General features: G+C 53.1%; 20 protein-coding genes. 9 read left to right on the top strand and 11 right to left on the bottom strand.

The annotated features are described in order from the left end of the window. Positions 1 to 55 precede the first annotated feature (55 nt). The gene (gene pta, locus F0Q32_RS03610) at positions 56 to 2,197 is read left to right on the top strand and encodes a phosphate acetyltransferase (protein ID WP_149462006.1); all 2,142 of its coding nucleotides are present in this window, start codon (positions 56 to 58) and stop codon (positions 2,195 to 2,197) included. A 97-nt stretch (positions 2,198 to 2,294) separates the two neighbouring features. Here pta and yfcD read toward each other — a convergent pair whose 3' ends face one another. Genes yfcD through yfcF form a run of 3 tightly spaced genes read right to left on the bottom strand, consistent with a single transcriptional unit; the run spans position 2,295 to position 4,154 of the window. Next, positions 2,295 to 2,846, bottom strand: coding sequence for an NUDIX hydrolase YfcD (yfcD, locus tag F0Q32_RS03605; protein ID WP_015963642.1), 552 nt, complete (start codon positions 2,844 to 2,846; stop codon positions 2,295 to 2,297). A 55-nt stretch (positions 2,847 to 2,901) separates the two neighbouring features. Further along, the gene (gene yfcE / locus F0Q32_RS03600; RefSeq protein WP_015963641.1) at positions 2,902 to 3,453 is read right to left on the bottom strand and encodes a phosphodiesterase; all 552 of its coding nucleotides are present in this window, start codon (positions 3,451 to 3,453) and stop codon (positions 2,902 to 2,904) included. Between the two features lie 56 nt (positions 3,454 to 3,509). Next, entirely contained in the window at positions 3,510 to 4,154 is a 645-nt protein-coding gene (gene yfcF / locus F0Q32_RS03595) for a glutathione transferase (protein WP_149462005.1), read from the bottom strand. A 148-nt stretch (positions 4,155 to 4,302) separates the two neighbouring features. On the opposite strand from yfcF, the gene yfcG reads away from it, so the two are divergent. The 6 genes from yfcG (at position 4,303) to F0Q32_RS03565 (ending at position 7,856) form a co-directional block, all read left to right on the top strand. Then, on the top strand, positions 4,303 to 4,932 hold the full coding sequence (yfcG, locus tag F0Q32_RS03590; protein ID WP_149462004.1) for a GSH-dependent disulfide bond oxidoreductase: 630 nt from the start codon (positions 4,303 to 4,305) through the stop codon (positions 4,930 to 4,932). 58 nt (positions 4,933 to 4,990) lie between these two features. Next, on the top strand, positions 4,991 to 5,353 hold the full coding sequence (gene folX / locus F0Q32_RS03585) for a dihydroneopterin triphosphate 2'-epimerase (protein WP_149462003.1): 363 nt from the start codon (positions 4,991 to 4,993) through the stop codon (positions 5,351 to 5,353). Between the two features lie 21 nt (positions 5,354 to 5,374). After that, the gene (locus F0Q32_RS03580; RefSeq protein WP_149462002.1) at positions 5,375 to 6,268 is read left to right on the top strand and encodes a TIGR01777 family oxidoreductase; all 894 of its coding nucleotides are present in this window, start codon (positions 5,375 to 5,377) and stop codon (positions 6,266 to 6,268) included. Between the two features lie 201 nt (positions 6,269 to 6,469). Beyond that, positions 6,470 to 6,727: a hypothetical protein gene (locus tag F0Q32_RS26400; protein WP_149462001.1), complete on the top strand. Its 258-nt coding sequence runs from the start codon at positions 6,470 to 6,472 to the stop codon at positions 6,725 to 6,727. Between the two features lie 3 nt (positions 6,728 to 6,730). Further along, the gene (locus F0Q32_RS03570) at positions 6,731 to 7,294 is read left to right on the top strand and encodes an AlpA family transcriptional regulator (protein WP_149462000.1); all 564 of its coding nucleotides are present in this window, start codon (positions 6,731 to 6,733) and stop codon (positions 7,292 to 7,294) included. A 55-nt stretch (positions 7,295 to 7,349) separates the two neighbouring features. Continuing rightward, on the top strand, positions 7,350 to 7,856 hold the full coding sequence (locus F0Q32_RS03565) for a GNAT family N-acetyltransferase (protein WP_149461999.1): 507 nt from the start codon (positions 7,350 to 7,352) through the stop codon (positions 7,854 to 7,856). A 26-nt stretch (positions 7,857 to 7,882) separates the two neighbouring features. Here the strand turns inward: F0Q32_RS03565 and hisP are convergent, their stop codons facing one another. The 7 genes from hisP to F0Q32_RS03530 form a co-directional block, all read right to left on the bottom strand. Then, on the bottom strand, positions 7,883 to 8,656 hold the full coding sequence (gene hisP / locus F0Q32_RS03560) for a histidine ABC transporter ATP-binding protein HisP (RefSeq protein WP_015963634.1): 774 nt from the start codon (positions 8,654 to 8,656) through the stop codon (positions 7,883 to 7,885). 7 nt (positions 8,657 to 8,663) lie between these two features. After that, entirely contained in the window at positions 8,664 to 9,380 is a 717-nt protein-coding gene (locus tag F0Q32_RS03555) for an ABC transporter permease (RefSeq protein ID WP_149461998.1), read from the bottom strand. Then, a complete protein-coding gene (locus F0Q32_RS03550; RefSeq protein WP_015963632.1) occupies positions 9,377 to 10,063 on the bottom strand; it encodes a histidine ABC transporter permease HisQ in 687 nt (228 codons plus the stop codon). Before F0Q32_RS03550 ends, F0Q32_RS03555 begins: the two co-directional genes overlap by 4 nt. A 68-nt stretch (positions 10,064 to 10,131) precedes the next feature. Beyond that, positions 10,132 to 10,914 carry a histidine ABC transporter substrate-binding protein HisJ gene (hisJ, locus tag F0Q32_RS03545; RefSeq protein WP_015963631.1) on the bottom strand — a complete coding sequence of 261 codons (783 nt, stop codon included), beginning with the start codon at positions 10,912 to 10,914 and terminating at the stop codon, positions 10,132 to 10,134. A gap of 232 nt (positions 10,915 to 11,146) precedes the next feature. Next, the gene (argT, locus tag F0Q32_RS03540) at positions 11,147 to 11,929 is read right to left on the bottom strand and encodes a lysine/arginine/ornithine ABC transporter substrate-binding protein ArgT (RefSeq protein ID WP_149461997.1); all 783 of its coding nucleotides are present in this window, start codon (positions 11,927 to 11,929) and stop codon (positions 11,147 to 11,149) included. 294 nt (positions 11,930 to 12,223) lie between these two features. After that, positions 12,224 to 12,793 (bottom strand): UbiX family flavin prenyltransferase, encoded by a 570-nt coding sequence (locus tag F0Q32_RS03535; RefSeq protein WP_149461996.1) that lies wholly within the window; start codon positions 12,791 to 12,793, stop codon positions 12,224 to 12,226. A 58-nt stretch (positions 12,794 to 12,851) separates the two neighbouring features. Further along, a complete protein-coding gene (locus F0Q32_RS03530; protein WP_149461995.1) occupies positions 12,852 to 13,838 on the bottom strand; it encodes a LacI family DNA-binding transcriptional regulator in 987 nt (328 codons plus the stop codon). 333 nt (positions 13,839 to 14,171) lie between these two features. On the opposite strand from F0Q32_RS03530, the gene F0Q32_RS03525 reads away from it, so the two are divergent. Then, complete coding sequence (locus F0Q32_RS03525) at positions 14,172 to 15,578, top strand: MFS transporter (RefSeq protein WP_149461994.1); 1,407 nt, start codon at positions 14,172 to 14,174, stop codon at positions 15,576 to 15,578. A 10-nt stretch (positions 15,579 to 15,588) separates the two neighbouring features. Then, complete coding sequence (locus F0Q32_RS03520) at positions 15,589 to 17,550, top strand: glycoside hydrolase family 127 protein (protein WP_149461993.1); 1,962 nt, start codon at positions 15,589 to 15,591, stop codon at positions 17,548 to 17,550. 208 nt (positions 17,551 to 17,758) lie between these two features. On the opposite strand, the gene hybG is transcribed toward F0Q32_RS03520, so the two are convergent. Beyond that, complete coding sequence (gene hybG / locus F0Q32_RS03515; RefSeq protein WP_149461992.1) at positions 17,759 to 18,007, bottom strand: hydrogenase maturation factor HybG; 249 nt, start codon at positions 18,005 to 18,007, stop codon at positions 17,759 to 17,761. Between the last annotated feature and the right edge of the window lie 2 nt (positions 18,008 to 18,009).

Below are 18,009 nucleotides of genomic sequence, written 5' to 3'. Positions count from 1 at the left end.
CGGTGCTGTTTTGTGCCCGCCAAAATCGGCGGCAACGAGCAAAAGAGGATAAACCGTGTCCCGTATTATCATGCTTATTCCTACCGGAACCAGCGTCGGCCTGACCAGCGTCAGCCTGGGCGTCATCCGTGCTATGGAACGTAAAGGCGTTCGTCTGAGCGTCTTCAAACCTATCGCTCAACCGCGTACCGGTGGCGATGCGCCAGACCAGACCACCACTATCGTGCGTGCGAACTCTGCTATCCCGGCGGCTGAACCGCTGAAGATGAGCCACGTTGAGTCTCTGCTGTCCAGCAATCAGAAAGATGTGCTGATGGAAGAGATCATCGCTAACTACCACGCGAACACCAAAGACGCGGAAGTGGTTCTGGTTGAAGGTCTGGTGCCGACTCGCAAACATCAATTTGCCCAGTCACTGAACTATGAAATTGCTAAAACGCTGAATGCCGAAATCGTCTTTGTGATGTCTCAGGGTACTGATACCCAGGAACAGATCAACGAACGCATTGAGCTGACTCGCAGCAGCTTCGGCGGCGCGAAAAACACCAACATCACCGGCGTTATCGTTAACAAACTGAATGCCCCGGTTGATGAGCAGGGCCGTACTCGCCCGGATCTGTCCGAGATCTTCGACGATTCCACCACTGCAAAAGTGATTAAAGTCGATCCTGCTAAATTGAGCTCTGCCAGCTCTCTGCCGGTTCTGGGCGCGATTCCGTGGAGTTTCGATCTGATCGCAACCCGCGCAATCGACATGGCGCGTCACCTGAATGCGACCATCATCAACGAAGGCGACATCAACACTCGCCGCGTGAAATCCGTGACCTTCTGTGCACGTAGCATTCCGCACATGCTGGAACACTTCCGTCCGGGTTCACTGCTGGTGACCTCCGCTGACCGTCCTGACGTTCTGGTTGCCGCCTGCCTGGCTGCAATGAACGGCGTGGAGATTGGCGCACTGGTTCTGACCGGCGGCTATGAAATGGACGCACGTATCAGCAAACTGTGTGAACGTGCCTTCGCGACCGGCCTGCCGGTATTCATGGTGAACACCAACACCTGGCAGACCTCTCTGAGCCTGCAGAGCTTCAACCTGGAAGTCCCGGTTGACGATCACGAGCGCATCGAGAAAGTTCAGGAATACGTTGCTAACTACATCAACGCTGACTGGATCGAGTCTCTGACCGCGACCTCCGAGCGCAGCCGTCGCCTGTCTCCGCCAGCGTTCCGTTATCAGCTGACCGAGCTGGCGCGTAAAGCGGGCAAACGTGTTGTTCTGCCGGAAGGCGACGAACCGCGTACCGTTAAAGCGGCCGCTATCTGCGCTGAACGTGGTATCGCAACCTGCGTACTGCTGGGTAACCCGGATGACATCAACCGTGTTGCTGCTGCACAGGGCGTTGAACTGGGCGCTGGCGTAGAAATCGTTGACCCGGATGTGGTGCGCGAAAGCTATGTTGCTCGTCTGGTCGAACTGCGTAAAAACAAAGGCATGACCGAAACCGTTGCCCGCGAACAGCTGGAAGACAACGTGGTTCTCGGCACCCTGATGCTGGAACAGGACGACGTTGACGGTCTGGTTTCCGGCGCGGTTCACACCACTGCGAACACCATCCGTCCGCCGCTGCAGCTGATCAAAACTGCCCCGGGCAGCTCTCTGGTTTCCTCTGTGTTCTTCATGCTGCTGCCGGAACAGGTTTATGTTTACGGTGACTGCGCGATCAACCCAGACCCGACTGCTGAACAGCTGGCAGAAATCGCGATTCAGTCCGCTGATTCCGCAACAGCTTTCGGTATCGAACCGCGCGTTGCGATGCTCTCCTACTCCACCGGTACCTCTGGTGCAGGTAGCGATGTAGAGAAAGTTCGCGAAGCGACGCGTCTGGCGCAGGAAAAACGTCCTGACCTGATGATCGACGGCCCGCTGCAGTATGACGCCGCCGTTATGGCTGACGTTGCGAAATCTAAAGCGCCGAACTCTCCGGTTGCAGGTCGCGCTACCGTGTTCATCTTCCCGGATCTGAACACCGGTAACACCACCTACAAAGCGGTACAGCGTTCTGCCGACCTGATCTCCATCGGGCCGATGCTGCAAGGCATGCGCAAACCGGTTAACGACCTGTCCCGTGGCGCACTGGTTGACGATATCGTCTACACCATCGCTCTGACCGCGATTCAGTCGGCTCAGCAGGACTAATACAGCCTGCCGCCCCGTCACCGGGGCGAAAAAAAATCCAGGGGGTTAACCTCTGGATTTTTTTATGGGCGCAACACGCCATCACATTTTCAGCACGCTACTCTTTGTCAGCAGTTTCCGGCTCGTGTGACTGATTCTTCGCATTGCGACTCATCCACAGAGCCAGCGCCTTCAGTGAATCTGCGGTAAATTCATCACAGCGTGCGGTGATCTCTTCCGGCGTCAGCCAGCACACTTCGCTGACCTCTTCTTCCTGCAACGCAAACGGCCCGTGAGAAACGCAGCTAAACAGGCTTCCCCAGACGCGGCAGTGCTTGTCTTCAAAGTAAAATTGCCCATGGTCGGCAAACGGCACGCCAGCAATGCCCAGCTCTTCTTCTGCTTCGCGACGCGCTGAGTCGAGCATCTGCTCATCAGACTGCACCACACCGCCTGCCGTCGCATCCAGCAAGCCAGGTTGGTAATCTTTGGTCTCGGTGCGACGCTGCACCAGTATTTTCCCCATACCGTCATGAACGACAATGTAGGTAGCGCGATGACGCAGACACTGAGCCCGCATCTGTTCACGGCTGGCCTGCGCGATAACTTCATTGTCTTCGTTGACGATATCTACCCATTCCGTGCTTGCCAAATGATTCTGCTCGACCATCAGAAAAGTTTCTCCAGGAGCGCTCTTGCGGCGCATTTTACGTTTGTCGGCTAAATTACGGGTTAATCACAACCTCTGCAATAACCTGTTGATCATTGAGTGCGAAAACTTGCAGTTTATCGCCGTCCAGCATGCCGTAACTGGCAACATTACCGCCTTTCGGAATACTGACCGAGCCGGGGTTAAAGAGGAAAATCTCGCCGCGCTTCTCTGCTACCGGAAGATGCGTATGTCCGGACACCAGCACGTCACCTGCCGCCAGCGGCGGAAGGTTATCGGGGCCATAGAGATGACCATGTGTCAAAAACAGACGCTGATTTTCAGTCAGGATCTGCTGCCAGGGCGCGGTGATGGGAAAGTGCAACAGCATCTGGTCCACTTCGCTGTCGCAGTTGCCGCGAACGGCAATAATCTGGCTCGCCAGCGGGTTGAGGCGTTCGGCTACCTGAGCCGGTGCGTAGCCCTCAGGCAATGCATTTCGCGGCCCGTGATAGAGGATATCGCCAAGGATAACCAACCAGCGGGCACCGCTTTGTGCAAAGAGTGACAATACGCGTTCGGTCGCGGGCAGAGAACCATGAATATCCGATGCAAACATCAGCTTCATTTATCAAATCTCCACACATGAAAACCGTACTATCATAATGGATTCCGTTCGCGTTTTCAGCCTGCGCGTTTCGCTGAAAGCGCAACATAGCGCAGAACGGAAGAACGCTGCCACTGGAACTCGGCGTAGTCGGCAAGCGCCTGAGGAACATCATCTCCATTCAGCACCAGGCGATTAAGCATCAGCGCCAGATCCGTATCCGCGATACACCATTCACCGAACAAATTTTGCTGACCGTGAGCCAGTAACGCGCTCGCCGTGTCAAACAGTTTAGCGGCGCTTGCTTCTCCTGCGCGGGTTAATGGCGGTTTTTTTACATCAGCAAATACCACATCCGTTGAGCGCTCTTCGCGAATCGGCATCAGGTCGCTGCGCAACCATGCCTGAATCTGCCGCGCTCTGGCGCGTTTTTGCATATCATGCGGATAAAGCCTCTCCCACTGCGGCGGGGCAAACCGCTCATCAAGATATTCGGTAATGGCCGATGACTCGCTCAGTTGGAAGTCGTCAATTTCCAGCAAGGGTACGCGTCGCGTCTGGCCATAGCCTTTCCAGCCTGACTGAAGATGTTCGCCGTTGTTCAGCGACACGGTTTTGAGCGTGAACGGCAGGCTTTTTTCCTGCAACGCCACGAAAACGGACAAAACATAAGGCGAGAAAAAATCGGAATCGGACCAAAGGGTAATAACCGGTTTGCTCATAACATGCTCACTGTCTGATGGCGATAAATCAACATATCCTGTCTTTTCATGCTTGTCACTTATCGCCGCCATGAGGATTTTGCATGGCATCCCCAAGTCGCAACGGAGGCCTATACTTAGGTAACAACCGCCACGAATCGGAGAGACGATGATAGACCTCTACTATGCGCCCACCCCGAACGGCCACAAAATTACGCTCTTCCTTGAAGAGGTAGAGCTGCCCTATCGCTTGATTCGCGTCGATATCAATAAAGGCGAGCAGTTTAAGCCGCAATTTCTCGATATTTCACCAAATAACAAAATCCCGGCCATTGTTGATCATCAGCCGGAGGACGGCGGCGCCCCACTTAGCCTGTTTGAATCCGGGGCCATCCTGCTCTATCTGGCAGAAAAATCTGGCCAGTTGCTGAGCGGCGAACTGCGCGAGCGCCACACGACGTTACAGTGGTTGTTCTGGCAGGTCGGCGGCCTGGGCCCGATGCTGGGGCAAAACCATCACTTTAATCACTTCGCCCCGCAACCCGTTCCCTACGCCATTGAGCGATACCAGGTGGAAACCCAGCGCCTTTATAGCGTGCTGAATCAACGCCTTGCCGGTCACCCGTGGATTGCAGGCGATCGCTACAGCATTGCCGATATCGCCTGCTGGCCGTGGATAAATTCCCACGTGCGGCAACGTATCGATCTTGCCACCTACCCGGCGGTGCAAAACTGGTTTGAGCGCATCCGCCAGCGCCCGGCAACCGCGCGCGCCATGCAGCAGGCGCAGCCCCATTAAGTGGCCGATTGCTTTCGTGTATGATGGCTGGGAAAACGATAAAAGGGAGTAATCTGCAATGTCTCAGCCAGACGCTATTATCCGCATCAAAAATCTTCGCCTGCGCACCTTTATCGGGATTAAGGACGAAGAGATAGCCAACCGACAGGATGTGGTTATCAATATCGAAATTCGTTACCCGGCAGACCGCGCCCGTAACAGTGAAGATATTAACGATGCGCTGAACTACCGTACGATCACCAAAAATATCATTAGCCACATTGAGGGTAACCGCTTCTCACTGCTGGAGAAATTAACTCAGGATGTGCTCGATATCGCACGTGAACATCACTGGGTCACCTATGCTGAAGTTGAGGTCGATAAACTTCACGCGCTGCGTTACGCCGACTCCGTTTCCATTGCGATGAGCTGGCGACGTTAAGCGCTTCCTGACGGAGGTGGCATGAAGATTCTGATTACCGGAGGCACCGGGCTGATTGGCGGCCATTTAATCCCACGCCTGCTGGAGCTGGGTCATGCGGTGACCGTGGTTACCCGCAGCCCGGATAAAGCCCGACAGCGTTTTGGCTCGCGAGTAGAGGTCTGGAAGGGGCTTGACGACAAACGCACGCTTGATGGCATTGATGCCGTCATCAATCTGGCGGGCGAGCCTATCGCCGATAAACGCTGGACCGATACGCAAAAACAGCGGCTGTGCGAAAGTCGCTGGCATATCACGGAAAAGATTAGCGCATTAATTCAGGCCAGCGAAACGCCGCCTGAAGTGCTGATATCAGGCTCTGCGGCGGGGTATTATGGCGATCTCGGTGAAGTTGTGGTGACCGAAGAAGAACCACCGCACAATGAATTCACCCACAAACTCTGTGCGAAGTGGGAACAGATTGCCTGCACCGCGCAAAGCGATCGTACCCGCGTTTGCCTTCTACGCACCGGCGTCGTGCTGGCCGCGAAAGGCGGTATTCTGGGAAAAATGCTGCCGCCGTTCAAACTTGGGCTCGGCGGGCCAATCGGTAGCGGCCGACAATATCTGGCGTGGATCCACATCGACGATATGGTCAACGGCATTTTGTGGTTGCTCGATAATCCGCTGCGCGGGCCGTTCAATATGGTTTCCCCCTACCCGGTCCACAATGAACAATTCGCCCATTCCCTAGGGCACGCATTACATCGCCCCGCCATTCTTCGCGTACCCGCCACGGTCATTCGTCTGATGATGGGTGAATCGTCGGTACTGGTGCTTGGCGGCCAGCGCGCCCTGCCAAAACGGCTGGAGGAGAGCGGTTTTGTCTTCCGCTGGCACGACCTTGATGAAGCGCTTGAGGATCTTTTAGCCTGAAACAGGGCACTCCTGTAAAGGGGAGTGCTTTCCTGAAGGCGCCTCGCATAACGTCACTTTGCCTGGTTAACGACTTTCATCAACGTGAGGTCGCTTCCAACATCGTCAAAAAAGCTCTGACATAACCCTCCCGTGATTATTTTACATCACAATCATGTTGACGAACGTCAACACCCTCTTCATACTCACGGGACCTCGCTGATGAAGGAATATCCAGATAAACATATCAGAGCAGCAATCCACTACGCGCTGGAACAAGGTTGGATATTTGTCGCTGGCGGTAAAAGCGCCCACTGTTTTGGCAGATTGAAATGCGGCACTCCCAAACATCAGGAACATATGATGAGCATCTGGTCTACACCTACCGTACCCGTACACCACGCACACCAAATTATCCGTATGGTGGAAAGGTGTAAGCCTGGCGTGATACTCATCCAAAACAACACAAAGGAGCAGTGAACAATGCCACTCTTTAATTTCACGTTAACGCTCTCTGGCGTCAACGCCAGCACACCCGGCCTTGAGGATGCGTTATATGCAGCAGGCTGCCAGGATGCGCTAGTCTGTTTTTACGGCACTTCCGTCTACATTGAATTTGACCGCGAAAGCCCCTCACTGGATGCTGCCATTTTATCCGCCATTCGTGATATCGAATCATCCACCTCGCTACATGCTCGTGTGGAATCCGTCGATTCTGCACTGGTTGGCTTAAGTGATATCGCCGGGTTAACCGGGCTGACCCGCCAGGCGGTTGCACTTTTAAAGGAAGGCGCGCGTGGTAGCGGTAATTTCCCTGGGCCTGTACAACGCGTGAAAGGTAACTCCCCGCTCTGGCGCTGGAGCAGCATCGTTGACTGGCTGGTTTCTGAAGCACGCATTTCCGCTGATTCCCCGCTGGTCACCCAGGCACACATCATGGATAGTCTGAACCTTGCGCTACAGCTTCGAGCCTCACTGGAAAGCCAGACGGTGCTCAACTATTACCATGGTCTTAGCAATCCCCACTCTGCGCTTAAGAGCCTGTAATCCCACACGTTGAGGTGTTAAGGTAATCGCTTCTTTACCCGTTATGGCATTGAATATGATTACCCTCACCACGCCGCGTCTGCTGCTCTCATCCTTCAACGAATCTGACTGGCCTTTTTTCCTGCGACTCCGCCAGGATCCTCAGGTGATGCGTTATATGGGGGATGTATTGAGTGACGCCGCGCTGCGAACGGTTTTCGATGCGCGCTGCGCAGATAGTGGCGTATTCGTGCTGCGCGAAAACAGCGGTGAGCCAATCGGTGATATTGGCTTACGTATCAGCAGTAAAAACCCACATGAAGCAGATGTCGGCTATGCGCTGTTGCCGGGCGCGCAGGGAAAAGGCTATGCCCGCGAAGCCCTGAGCGCTATCTGCCAGTACGGGTTTACTGAACTGGGTGTCAATGCCATCAATGCCTGGGTGTTGGGCGAGAACCGCAGCTCTTCGCGCCTGCTGGAAAAACAGGGGTTTGTGCGCATTCAGGTCCTGCAAAATGCCTATCATCTGAACGGTATTGACTACGACGACTGGGTCTATCGGCTGGAACGTCCGCACGAATAGCCCGGCGGAGCGCCGGGCTGAAAAGATTACTTCAGCGAACCTTTGAGGAACTGCTGCAAACGCGGGCTTTGCGGGTTATCGAACAGTTGTTCAGGGTTACCCTCTTCCTCAATTTTGCCCTGATGCAGGAAGATAACATGTGACGAAACGTGACGAGCAAAGCCCATTTCGTGCGTCACCACCACCATGGTTTTCCCCTCTTCCGCCAGTTGCTGCATGATGCGCAGCACCTCGCCCACCAGCTCCGGGTCCAGCGCGGAGGTCGGCTCATCAAACAGCAGGACTTCCGGCTCCATCGCCAATGCGCGGGCAATCGAAACACGCTGCTGCTGGCCGCCGGAAAGATGCACCGGATATTTCGCCTGCTGACGCGCGTCGATGCCCACCTTCGCGAGATATTTTTCCGCTCGCTCGCGCGCTTCCTGCTTGCTCAGGCCCAGTACCTGAATCGGCGCTTCCATCACGTTCTCCAGCACCGTCATGTGGCTCCAGAGATTAAAGTGCTGGAAGACCATCGTCAGACGGGTACGCAGAAGGCGCAACTGATTTTTGTCAGCGACTTTCAACTGACCGTCTTTATCACGCACCAGCCCAATATTCTGGCCGCTCACCACAATCGTGCCTTCGCTGGGTTTTTCGAGGAAGTTAATGCAGCGCAAAAAGGTACTTTTCCCCGACCCGGACGAACCAATAATACTGATCACATCCCCGGCATCGGCCTTCAATGATACCCCTTTCAGCACCTCGTGTTCGCCGTAGTGCTTATGCAGATCGATTACGTTTAATTTATTCTCAGGCATCGTGTTCTCAGTGCGAAGAAGAAGGTTTTACATGCTGCAACCAGCGTTTTTCCGCTTTGCGGAACAGAGAGATCAGCACATACGAGATAATCAAATAAAGCACCGCCGCAATCCCAAATGCCGTAAACGGCTGATAAGTGGCAGAGTTGATATCTCGGGCAATCTTCAGTAAGTCCGGCACGGTGGCGGTGAATGCCAGCGCCGTTGAGTGCAGCATCAGAATCACTTCATTGCTGTAAGCCGGCAGCGCGATACGCAGCGCCGACGGTAAAATAATGCAGCGGTAAAGCTTAAAGGAGGAAAAACCATAGGCGCGCGCCGCTTCAATTTCCCCCGCCGGCACCGCGCGAATGGCACCCGCGAAAATCTCGGTCGTATAAGCGCAGGTATTCAGCGTTAGCGCCAGCACCGTACAGTTCAGGCCGCTGCGGAAAAAGGCGTTCAGCAGTTCGGTGCCTTTCACGATTTCGAGCGTATACATGCCGGAATAAAACACCAGCAGTTGCACATATAACGGGGTGCCGCGAAAAATATAGGTAAACAGCCACACCGGGAATCTGATGTATTTATTGCTGGAGACGCGCGCAATGGCGAGAAACAGCGCCAGAATGCCGCCCATCACCACGGAAGAAATCAGCAGCCACAGCGTAATGGCGACGCCGGTAAAGCGATAACCATCCGTCCACAGCAGGGATTGCCAGTATTCCTGAATAATCTCAATCACAGGTCAGCCCTCTTCACGCCCACGGAGTAACGGCGTTCGAGCAAGAGCAGCACACCATTGGAAACGGTTGTAAACACAAGATAAATCAGGCCACAGACGATGGCGAAGTAAAAGGGTTCCCAGGTACTTTTCCCGGCAAGCTGGGTGGCTTTCACCACATCTTCCAGCCCAAGCAGCGACACCAGCGCTGTCGATTTGAGAATAACCTGCCAGTTATTACCAATCCCCGGCAACGCGTAGCGCATCATCGCCGGGAACAGAATGCGGCGAAACGTCTGCCCGCCGGTAAAGCCAAAGGCGGTCGCGGCTTCAATGTGCCCTTTCGGCACCGCCATAAACGCGCCGCGGAAGGTCTCGGTAAAATAGGCGCCGTAGATAAACCCAAGCGTAATAATACCGGCGATCATCGGGTCGATGTCGAACTGGCTCAAACCGAGTGAATCGGTCACCACGTTCAGCGCCATCTGCAACCCATAGAAAATCAATAACATCAGCACGAGATCTGGCACACCGCGAATCAACGTCGTATAGCCTTCAAATATCAGCGCCATCACGCGATTATTGGAAAGCTTTGCGCCAGCCCCAACCAGGCCGATAAGCACCGCCAGCACCACCGAACTGATTGCCAGCTCGAGGGTCACCAGCGCGCCCTGAAAAATGACTTGTGAAAACCCGTAAAGCATTCAGCCTGCCCTGTCTTATTATCACCGTCGCCCCATTATGAGGCGGGGCGACGGGTGGTCAGCGAAAATTATTCGCCGTATACGTTAAAATCGAAGTACTTCTTCGCCAGCTTGTCGTACGTACCGTCAGCACGCATTTCAGCAAACGCTTTATTCAGCGCTTCACGCAGTTCGTTATCTTCTTTGCGCAGGCCCATACCGGTCCCCACGCCAAACAGTTTTTCATCTTTGATGGATGGGCCACCAAACGCGTAATCTTTACCAATCGGTTGTTTCAGGAAACCTTCGCTTGCCGCGACTTCATCCTGGAACGCCGCATCAATACGGCCTGCGGTCAGGTCGGAGTAGATGTTGTCCTGACCCTGATAAGAGACAATCTCAACCCCTTTTGCCGCCCAGTGTTCATTCCCGTAGGTTTCCTGGGTAGTGCCCTGCAATACACCGACACGTTTGCCTTTCAGGGTGGCGAGATCAGGCGTTACCGGGGAGCCTTTTTTCACAACCAGGCGAGAGTCTGCTGCATACAGTTTGTCGGTAAACGCGATTTCCTGCTGACGTTTTTCGGTGATCGACAGCGAAGACATAATGGCATCGATTTTCTTCGCTTTCAGAGAGGGGATCAGCGCGTCCAGCGGGTTCTCAACGAAGGTACATTGTGTCTGGATACGCTTACACAGCTCTTTTGCCAGATCGATATCAAAACCAATCAATTCACCCTTCGCATTCTTTGATTCAAACGGTGCATAGGTTGGGTCGGTGCCAATTCGTACTTTTTGTGGGATTGCTGCGAAAACACTCGAAGCGCTTGAAAGCGCCAATACCAGAGAAAAAGATAACGCCAGCTTTTTCATAATTATCCTCGACTGCCTTTGATTTCTGCGGGTTTGTCCAAAAAATCCTGAGCAGTTATCGTGCCACTTTTCAGCCCAGAATGGCAAAGCATTCTGCCCTGTCTGTTGGCTTTTTTCTCACTAATAATGCGTATTTATGCAGGAATGCACCACTTTTGTGCACAGGGTGCACAGCTTCGAAACATTGGCAGCATCAATGCACCATTTAAGTGCATTGATGCTGCCGGGGAAATTAATCCCCGTAGACGTTGAAGTTAAAGTACTTCTTCGCCATTTTGTCGTAAGTGCCATCGGCGCGAAGTTCAGAAAGCGCTTTATCAAACGCCTGCTTCAGCTCGACATCATCTTTACGCAGCCCAACGCCTGTGCCATCGCCAAAGAATTTTTTGTCCTTCACGGAAGGCCCGGCGAAGTCAAAATCCTTTCCGGCAGGTTGTTTAAGGAAACCTTCACTGGCGGCCACTTCATCCTGCAAAGCGGCATCCAGACGACCCGCCGCCAGGTCGGAGTAGATCAGATCCTGGTTCTGGTACGCGACGACATCAACGCCTTTGCTGCGCCAGTTTTGGTTAGCGTATGCTTCCTGAGTCGAGCCCTGCAATACGCCGACGTGCTTACCTTTCAACGAATCCAGCGTTGGCTGGATAGGCGAACCTTTTGAGGCAATCAGACGAGAATCTGCCGCGTAGAGCTTGTCGGAGAAGGCAATCTCCTGCTGACGTTTTTCGGTGATAGAGAGAGAAGAGATAATCGCGTCGATTTTCTTCGCTTTCATGGAAGGGATCAGGGCATCAAAATCACTGCCGACCCAGGAACACTTGACCTGCATGCGTTTGCACATTTCATTACCCAGATCGATATCAAAGCCGATGAAATCGCCTTTGGCATCTTTCGAGGAAAACGGTGCATAGGTGGTGTCGGTGCCGATACGGATACTTTCCGGCAGTGCGGCGAATGCGCTGGACACGCTGCCAAGACCGAGCAGTAAAGAGAGAGCCAGAACCGTCTTCTTCATACATACCCCTTTAAAAATCGTGATGCAGTGAGCTGCTATCTAATAGGTTGTGTTGTGTGTTGCAGACCAACAGTGCAGCTTTTATGCCATCTTTATCGTCAACGCGGACTTTGACGTTAAATTTGTTAATAAAAAGATGCAATACGGTAACAAGATAGGAAGATAGCAGTTCGGACACATAATCCGCAGCAGTAAAACGCAAAATACGTGATTAAATATCGAGGATTTGATCGGCGTTACAAAATCGCCCTGCAACAGGGCGAAAAGCACAGATTAGCACCACATTGGTGCAGCTCAGGCACCTTGCCAGCGGGTAAAGAGATCCTGCGGCAAGTCGATATTGAAGAGATCGAGAACGCGGTTAACTGTTTGATTTATAATATCATCAATGGTTTGCGGCCGATGATAAAACGCCGGAACAGGCGGCATAATCACCGCGCCAATTTCGGCGGCCTGAGTCATTAAGCGCAGATGCCCCAGATGCAAGGGGGTTTCGCGCACACAGAGCACCAGCGGGCGACGCTCTTTGAGCACCACATCCGCCGCGCGGGTCAGCAGCCCGTCGGTATAACTGTTCACAATGCCGGAAAGGGTTTTCATCGAACACGGCAGAATCACCATGCCCATGGTTTTGAAGGACCCTGATGAAATGCTGGCGGCGATATCGCGCGCATCGTGCACGACATCAGCAAAGGCCTGCACATCGCGCAACGAGAGATCCGTTTCCAGCGAAAGGGTTTGCCGCGCGGCCTGGCTCATCACCAGATGTGTTTCAATATCAGGTACTTCGCGTAAAACCTGAAGCAGGCGTACGCCATAAATTGCGCCGCTGGCACCGGATATTCCAATAATAAGTCGTTTCACTGTGACTGCCCTTTTTGCGTAATGCTGCAACTTTGCCGAATTATTGTCTGCCGTGCAACTATGCGCCATTAACCGAACTTTCACGCACCACCAGTTTTACTGGCAGGAGCATATTCCTGTCGCTCTCATCATTAAGCAATAAGCGGAAAGCATCGCGGCCCAGTTCACGCTTGTCGATAGCCACGGTAGTTAACGGGGGATAAGCCCAGGCTGCAGCGTCAATATCATCAAAACCAACAATCGCGATATCCTGCGGTACGCGTACGCCCCGACGCGCGCATTCCCGCATCGCGACCAGCGCCGCCACGTCGTTGTAGGCAAAGATGGCATCGGGCGGTTCGGACAAAGCCAACAGCTTTTCCATCCCATTCACCAGCGCATCTTCGATATCTTTAACCGGAGGAACTTCAATTCTGTAGTCAGAAGAAACGGTTAAACCCGCATCAAAAATCGCCTGCTGGTAGCCTTCTACACGCTGGCGAATGCTGTAATGCCCCTGTGAATTACCTAAAAATGCAACCCGGCGTCGACCTTGCTCGATCAGGTGGCGCGTAGCGATAAACCCACCGTAAAAATTATCAGGGTTTACGCAGGGAAAATCAGCCGCCCACAGATCAACCAACACCGTCGGTAAAGTGATTTTGCTAAGCTCTGCCAGAATTTCAGGCTCCAGATACCCGGCCCCCATCACCGCATCCGGCTGATGCAACTGAATTACTTCAGCAAGCGCATCGTCCGGCCCAACGGGCTGAAAACTCATGGCAATGTCATTTTCGCGACAGGCATCGGCAACGCCGAGCATGACGTTCGAATAAAACGGCAGCGCGCTGGCGATGTTATGTTGACGATGGAGCAGAAACAACAGTCGCTTAATACGCCCGCCACGTAGTCGCGTAAAGTCATAGCCCTGCGCTTCGGCAATTGCCAGAATGCGCTGACGTGTTTCTTCAGCAAGGCCAGATTGCCCTTTCAGCGCGCGGGATACCGCGGCAATAGAGACACCGCTGGCTGCCGCGATATCCTTGATTCGTGTTTTTTTTACCATCCCTCTCTTTTGCCGCCTTTCGCCATCCGTTGTTCATTTAGCGTTTCAGTATAAGTGTTTTTACTAAAAAACAGTCGTTAATTCTTCAAAATGCGAGCGATTAGCAAGCCCGCCAACTGCCACCTTAGCCCCAATTAGTGATTCGGGTCACGTTTAGTTATCTATTTCTAGTAAAAAACAGATCAAATTCACATTGAAAACATCTCATCATTTACGTCTTAGCCTCATCAGCCCTACTCTAAAAATCGCACGATTTTTACTAAAAAAACTGTCAGAGATGCGCCGTAATGACTGTTTAGCCCTTAGAACTGCTAACACTTATGGAGATTGATTATGGCTACTGCCGATAATCTGGATGGTGATGTACTCAGAGAAGAGGATGCCGGAGAGACGCTCTCAACACGCGAAAAAATCGGCTATGGATTAGGTGATGCGGGCGGGCACTGTATCTCCGATTTAATCAGCGGCTTTCTGCTCTTTTTTTACACCGATATATTTGGTTTAAGCCCCGCTATCGTTGGGGCAATGTTCCTGATCTTGCGTATTTTCGATGCCATCTCTGACCCGGTGATGGGCGTCATTGCGGACCGCACGCGTAGCCGCTGGGGCCGCTTCCGCCCCTGGCAGTTATGGATTGCGGTGCCATTAGGCGTTATTGGCATTCTTACCTTCACCGTTCCTGAGATGGGCCCGAATATGAAAATCGCCTGGGCATTCGGTACCTATTTCCTGCTCTCTGTGGGCTATACCGCCATCAACGTCCCGTACTGTGCGTTGATAAATGCAATGACCAATCGCCACGACCAGGTGATGTCCTGTCAATCCTGGCGCTTTGTATTAAGCGGCATTGCTGGCTTTCTTGTCGCCGTTGGCTTGCCGTGGATGGTGGAATTTTTCGGCAAGGGGAATCTGGCAAAAGGCTATCAATACGGCGTCACTGTTATCTGTACGGTCGGCGTGGTGATGTTTCTTCTGTGCTTTTTCTGGGTGAAGGAACGCGTACCGCTTTCACTTGCCGGAAAATTTACGTTGCGTCAGCACCTGCAAGGCTTATGGAAGAACGACCAGTTACTGCTGATGCTGGTGATGTCCTTTCTGCTGGTGAATATTCTGTGCATTCGCGGCGGCGGTTATATGTACTTTATCTCTTACGCGCTGGAAGGCAGCGCCGGGTTTATGTCGCTGTTTTTCGCGGTGGTGACCATTGCGGCCATTCTTGGCGCCATTGTTGTTAACCCGCTCTCCCGCCGCATCGACATGGTGAAGCTCTATTTTTACACCAATCTGGTGCTGGTCGCCTTTGGCGTCATGATGTGGTTCCTGCCAACCGGAGCGCAGCATCAAACGTTGTGGTTAGGCTGCATTTTGATCAACAACATCGTTCTGGGATTCACCCTGCCCCTGCACTTTTCCATTATGGCTTTCGCCGACGACTACGGCGAATGGAAAAATGGCGTCCGTTCTTCGGGTATGAATTTTGCCTTTAACCTCTTTTTTATCAAGCTCTCCTGGGCCTCTTCCGGCGGAATTATCAGCCTGATTCTCATCATGGTCACTTATCAACCTGGGCTTGAAAATCAGACTGCGGCATCAATTCAGGGTATCACCACGCTGCAAAGCCTCGCGCCCGCCATTTTCCATCTGGTACTGGCGTTATGCCTGCTCAAGTGCCGTTTGAATGGCCCTATGATGCAGCGCATTTCCACCGATCTTCATCAACGTCATTCACAGTTATCCTGAGGAATAGAAAATGCACGCTGAAGTGATAGAAGCACCTTTGAATCACATCACCATTACTGACCCATTTCTTGGGGAGTATCAAAGACTTATCCACGATGTGGTTATCCCTTATCAATGGCAGGCGCTTAACGATGCCATTCCGGAAGCGGAACCCAGCCATGCGTTGGCTAACTATCGCATTGCCGCAGGAATGCAGAAAGGCGAATTCTACGGCATGGTTTTTCAGGATAGTGACGTCACGAAATGGCTGGAAGCCGTTGCCTGGTCATTGTCACAGAAACCCGACTCGGCGCTTGAACAAACGGCGGATGACGTTATTGAATTACTGGCTCAGGCACAATGTGAAGACGGCTATCTTAATACCTGGTACAGCGTGAAGGAGCCTGGCCTGCGCTGGACAAACGTTGCGGAGTGTCATGAGCTTTATTGTGCGGGTCACCTGTTCGAGGCAGCAGTCGCCTTTTATCAGGCGACCGGGAAGCGTCGTCTACTGGAAATCGCCTGTCGCTTTGCCGACCATATCGACACGGTTTTTGGCCCTAATGAAGGTCAACGACGCGGATACCCAGGCCACCCGGAAATTGAACTTGCGCTGATGAGACTCTACGAAGTCACGCTGGATAACCGCTATAAAGAGCTGGCTCGCTTCTTCCTTGAAGAGCGTGGAAAACAGCCTTACTACTACGATATTGAATTTGAGAAGCGTGGCGGCACCTGGCACTGGAATGACTGGGGTGACGCGTGGATGGTGAAAGACAAAGCATACACCCACGCGCATAAACCGCTCAACGAGCAGCATCAAGCCGTCGGCCATGCCGTACGTTCTGTTTATTTGATGACGGGATTGGCACATCTCGCACGCATGACTCACGACGAAGAAAAACGCCAAACTTGCCTGCGGATCTGGAACAATATGGTACACAAGCGCATGTATATCACCGGAGGCATTGGTTCACAGGCCGTGGGTGAAGCGTTCACCAGCGATTACGATCTGCCCTCAGATACCGCCTACGCCGAAAGCTGCGCCTCCATCGGCCTGATGATGTTCGCCCGTCGAATGCTGGAGATGGAAGGCGACGCCCAGTATTCCGACGTCATGGAACGCGCATTTTACAATACCGTGCTCGGCGGTATGGCGCTGGATGGTAAACACTTCTTCTACGTTAACCCGCTGGAAACGCAGCCCAAAAGCATAGCCTGCAACCATGTGTACGATCATATCAAACCGGTACGTCAGCGCTGGTTCGGCTGCGCCTGCTGCCCGCCCAATATCGCCCGCACGCTGGTCGCTATCGGGCATTATCTTTTCACTCCGCGTAAAGATGCGCTGTTTATCAACATCTATGCGGGGAGCAAAGCACGGTTTGAAATTGAAGGGAAATCGCTGCAACTGCGTATAGACGGCAACTATCCGTGGGAAGAACAGGTGACCATAACCTTCGATAATGCGACACCAGTTGCGCATACGCTCGCCCTGCGCCTTCCAGAATGGTGCGAAAACCCAACTGTTCAGGTTAACGGTGAACGAGCGCTGGGAGAGGTCATTAAAGGGTATCTTCACGTCCATCGCCACTGGCAAAAGGGAGACTGTATAACGCTCACCTTACCGATGACGATCATGCGTGTATACGCCAATCCTCGGGTCCGCCACACTGCCGGGAAAGTCGCTATACAGCGTGGGCCGCTGGTTTACTGTCTGGAAGAAGCAGATAACGGGGCGGACTTGCACAACCTTAATTTGCCGCAAGGCGCTGAATTTCGTCTCAAGCAAGGTGTCGGTGTACTGAAAGGAAAAGTGCTGCTTCAGACTGAAGGCACCCGACTGGCGACGCCCTCAGAAGGCGAAGCGTTGTATCACTTTAACCATCGACGCACTGCCCTTCAGCCGCAAACGCTCACCTTTATACCGTGGTTCAGTTGGGCAAATCGTGGCGAAGGTGAAATGCGTATTTGGCTAAACGAACAAGCGTAATGGTTAGACAGGCGTTCCCATAAGGGAATGCCTCAGATAGCGGACAAAGTGCGCGTTGTTCTTGCCGGATGCGGCGTAAACGCCTTATCCGGCCTACAAAACAGTGCAAATTTAATAAATTGCAGAAACGCTGTAGGCCTGATAGGCGCAGCGCATCAGGCGATGTTGCGTTTGTCATCAGTCTCAGGCATTCCCACGCGGGAGCGCCTTAGGCTACCGTTTCGTCATACTCCATCTGCCGCAGCGCTGCCAGCGTCGCCTGCGCTTCGGCTTCATCAATAATGCTCATGGCAAACCCCACGTGCACCAGCACCCACTGCCCAACGAGGTCGGCGGTGTCGCCTTCGCAGATAAGCGCAATATTCACATCGCGCTTCACGCCACAGACTTCCACCTGCGCGAGCTGGTGAATATCTTCACCCACGGCCAGCACCTGGCCCGGTACGCCAATACACATAA

Origin of the sequence: Pseudocitrobacter sp. 73 (genome assembly GCF_008369545.1) — a bacterium.
Classification (GTDB): domain Bacteria; phylum Pseudomonadota; class Gammaproteobacteria; order Enterobacterales; family Enterobacteriaceae; genus Pseudocitrobacter; species Pseudocitrobacter vendiensis.
The sequence above is the reverse complement of the archived record's forward strand: the minus strand, read 5'-3'. Positions and strand labels throughout refer to the sequence as shown.

Excerpts from the sequence above, each read along its gene's own strand:
- yfcD (WP_015963642.1), bottom strand. The coding sequence starts at position 2,846 with ATGGTCGAGCAGAATCATTTGGCAAGCACGGAATGGGTAGATATCGTC.
- yfcE (WP_015963641.1), bottom strand. The coding sequence starts at position 3,453 with ATGAAGCTGATGTTTGCATCGGATATTCATGGTTCTCTGCCCGCGACC.
- yfcF (WP_149462005.1), bottom strand. The coding sequence starts at position 4,154 with ATGAGCAAACCGGTTATTACCCTTTGGTCCGATTCCGATTTTTTCTCG.
- yfcG (WP_149462004.1), top strand. The coding sequence starts at position 4,303 with ATGATAGACCTCTACTATGCGCCCACCCCGAACGGCCACAAAATTACG.
- folX (WP_149462003.1), top strand. The coding sequence starts at position 4,991 with ATGTCTCAGCCAGACGCTATTATCCGCATCAAAAATCTTCGCCTGCGC.
- F0Q32_RS03580 (WP_149462002.1), top strand. The coding sequence starts at position 5,375 with ATGAAGATTCTGATTACCGGAGGCACCGGGCTGATTGGCGGCCATTTA.
- F0Q32_RS26400 (WP_149462001.1), top strand. The coding sequence starts at position 6,470 with ATGAAGGAATATCCAGATAAACATATCAGAGCAGCAATCCACTACGCG.
- F0Q32_RS03570 (WP_149462000.1), top strand. The coding sequence starts at position 6,731 with ATGCCACTCTTTAATTTCACGTTAACGCTCTCTGGCGTCAACGCCAGC.
- F0Q32_RS03565 (WP_149461999.1), top strand. The coding sequence starts at position 7,350 with ATGATTACCCTCACCACGCCGCGTCTGCTGCTCTCATCCTTCAACGAA.
- hisP (WP_015963634.1), bottom strand. The coding sequence starts at position 8,656 with ATGCCTGAGAATAAATTAAACGTAATCGATCTGCATAAGCACTACGGC.
- F0Q32_RS03550 (WP_015963632.1), bottom strand. The coding sequence starts at position 10,063 with ATGCTTTACGGGTTTTCACAAGTCATTTTTCAGGGCGCGCTGGTGACC.
- hisJ (WP_015963631.1), bottom strand. The coding sequence starts at position 10,914 with ATGAAAAAGCTGGCGTTATCTTTTTCTCTGGTATTGGCGCTTTCAAGC.
- argT (WP_149461997.1), bottom strand. The coding sequence starts at position 11,929 with ATGAAGAAGACGGTTCTGGCTCTCTCTTTACTGCTCGGTCTTGGCAGC.
- F0Q32_RS03530 (WP_149461995.1), bottom strand. The coding sequence starts at position 13,838 with ATGGTAAAAAAAACACGAATCAAGGATATCGCGGCAGCCAGCGGTGTC.
- F0Q32_RS03525 (WP_149461994.1), top strand. The coding sequence starts at position 14,172 with ATGGCTACTGCCGATAATCTGGATGGTGATGTACTCAGAGAAGAGGAT.
- F0Q32_RS03520 (WP_149461993.1), top strand. The coding sequence starts at position 15,589 with ATGCACGCTGAAGTGATAGAAGCACCTTTGAATCACATCACCATTACT.
- hybG (WP_149461992.1), bottom strand. The coding sequence starts at position 18,007 with ATGTGTATTGGCGTACCGGGCCAGGTGCTGGCCGTGGGTGAAGATATT.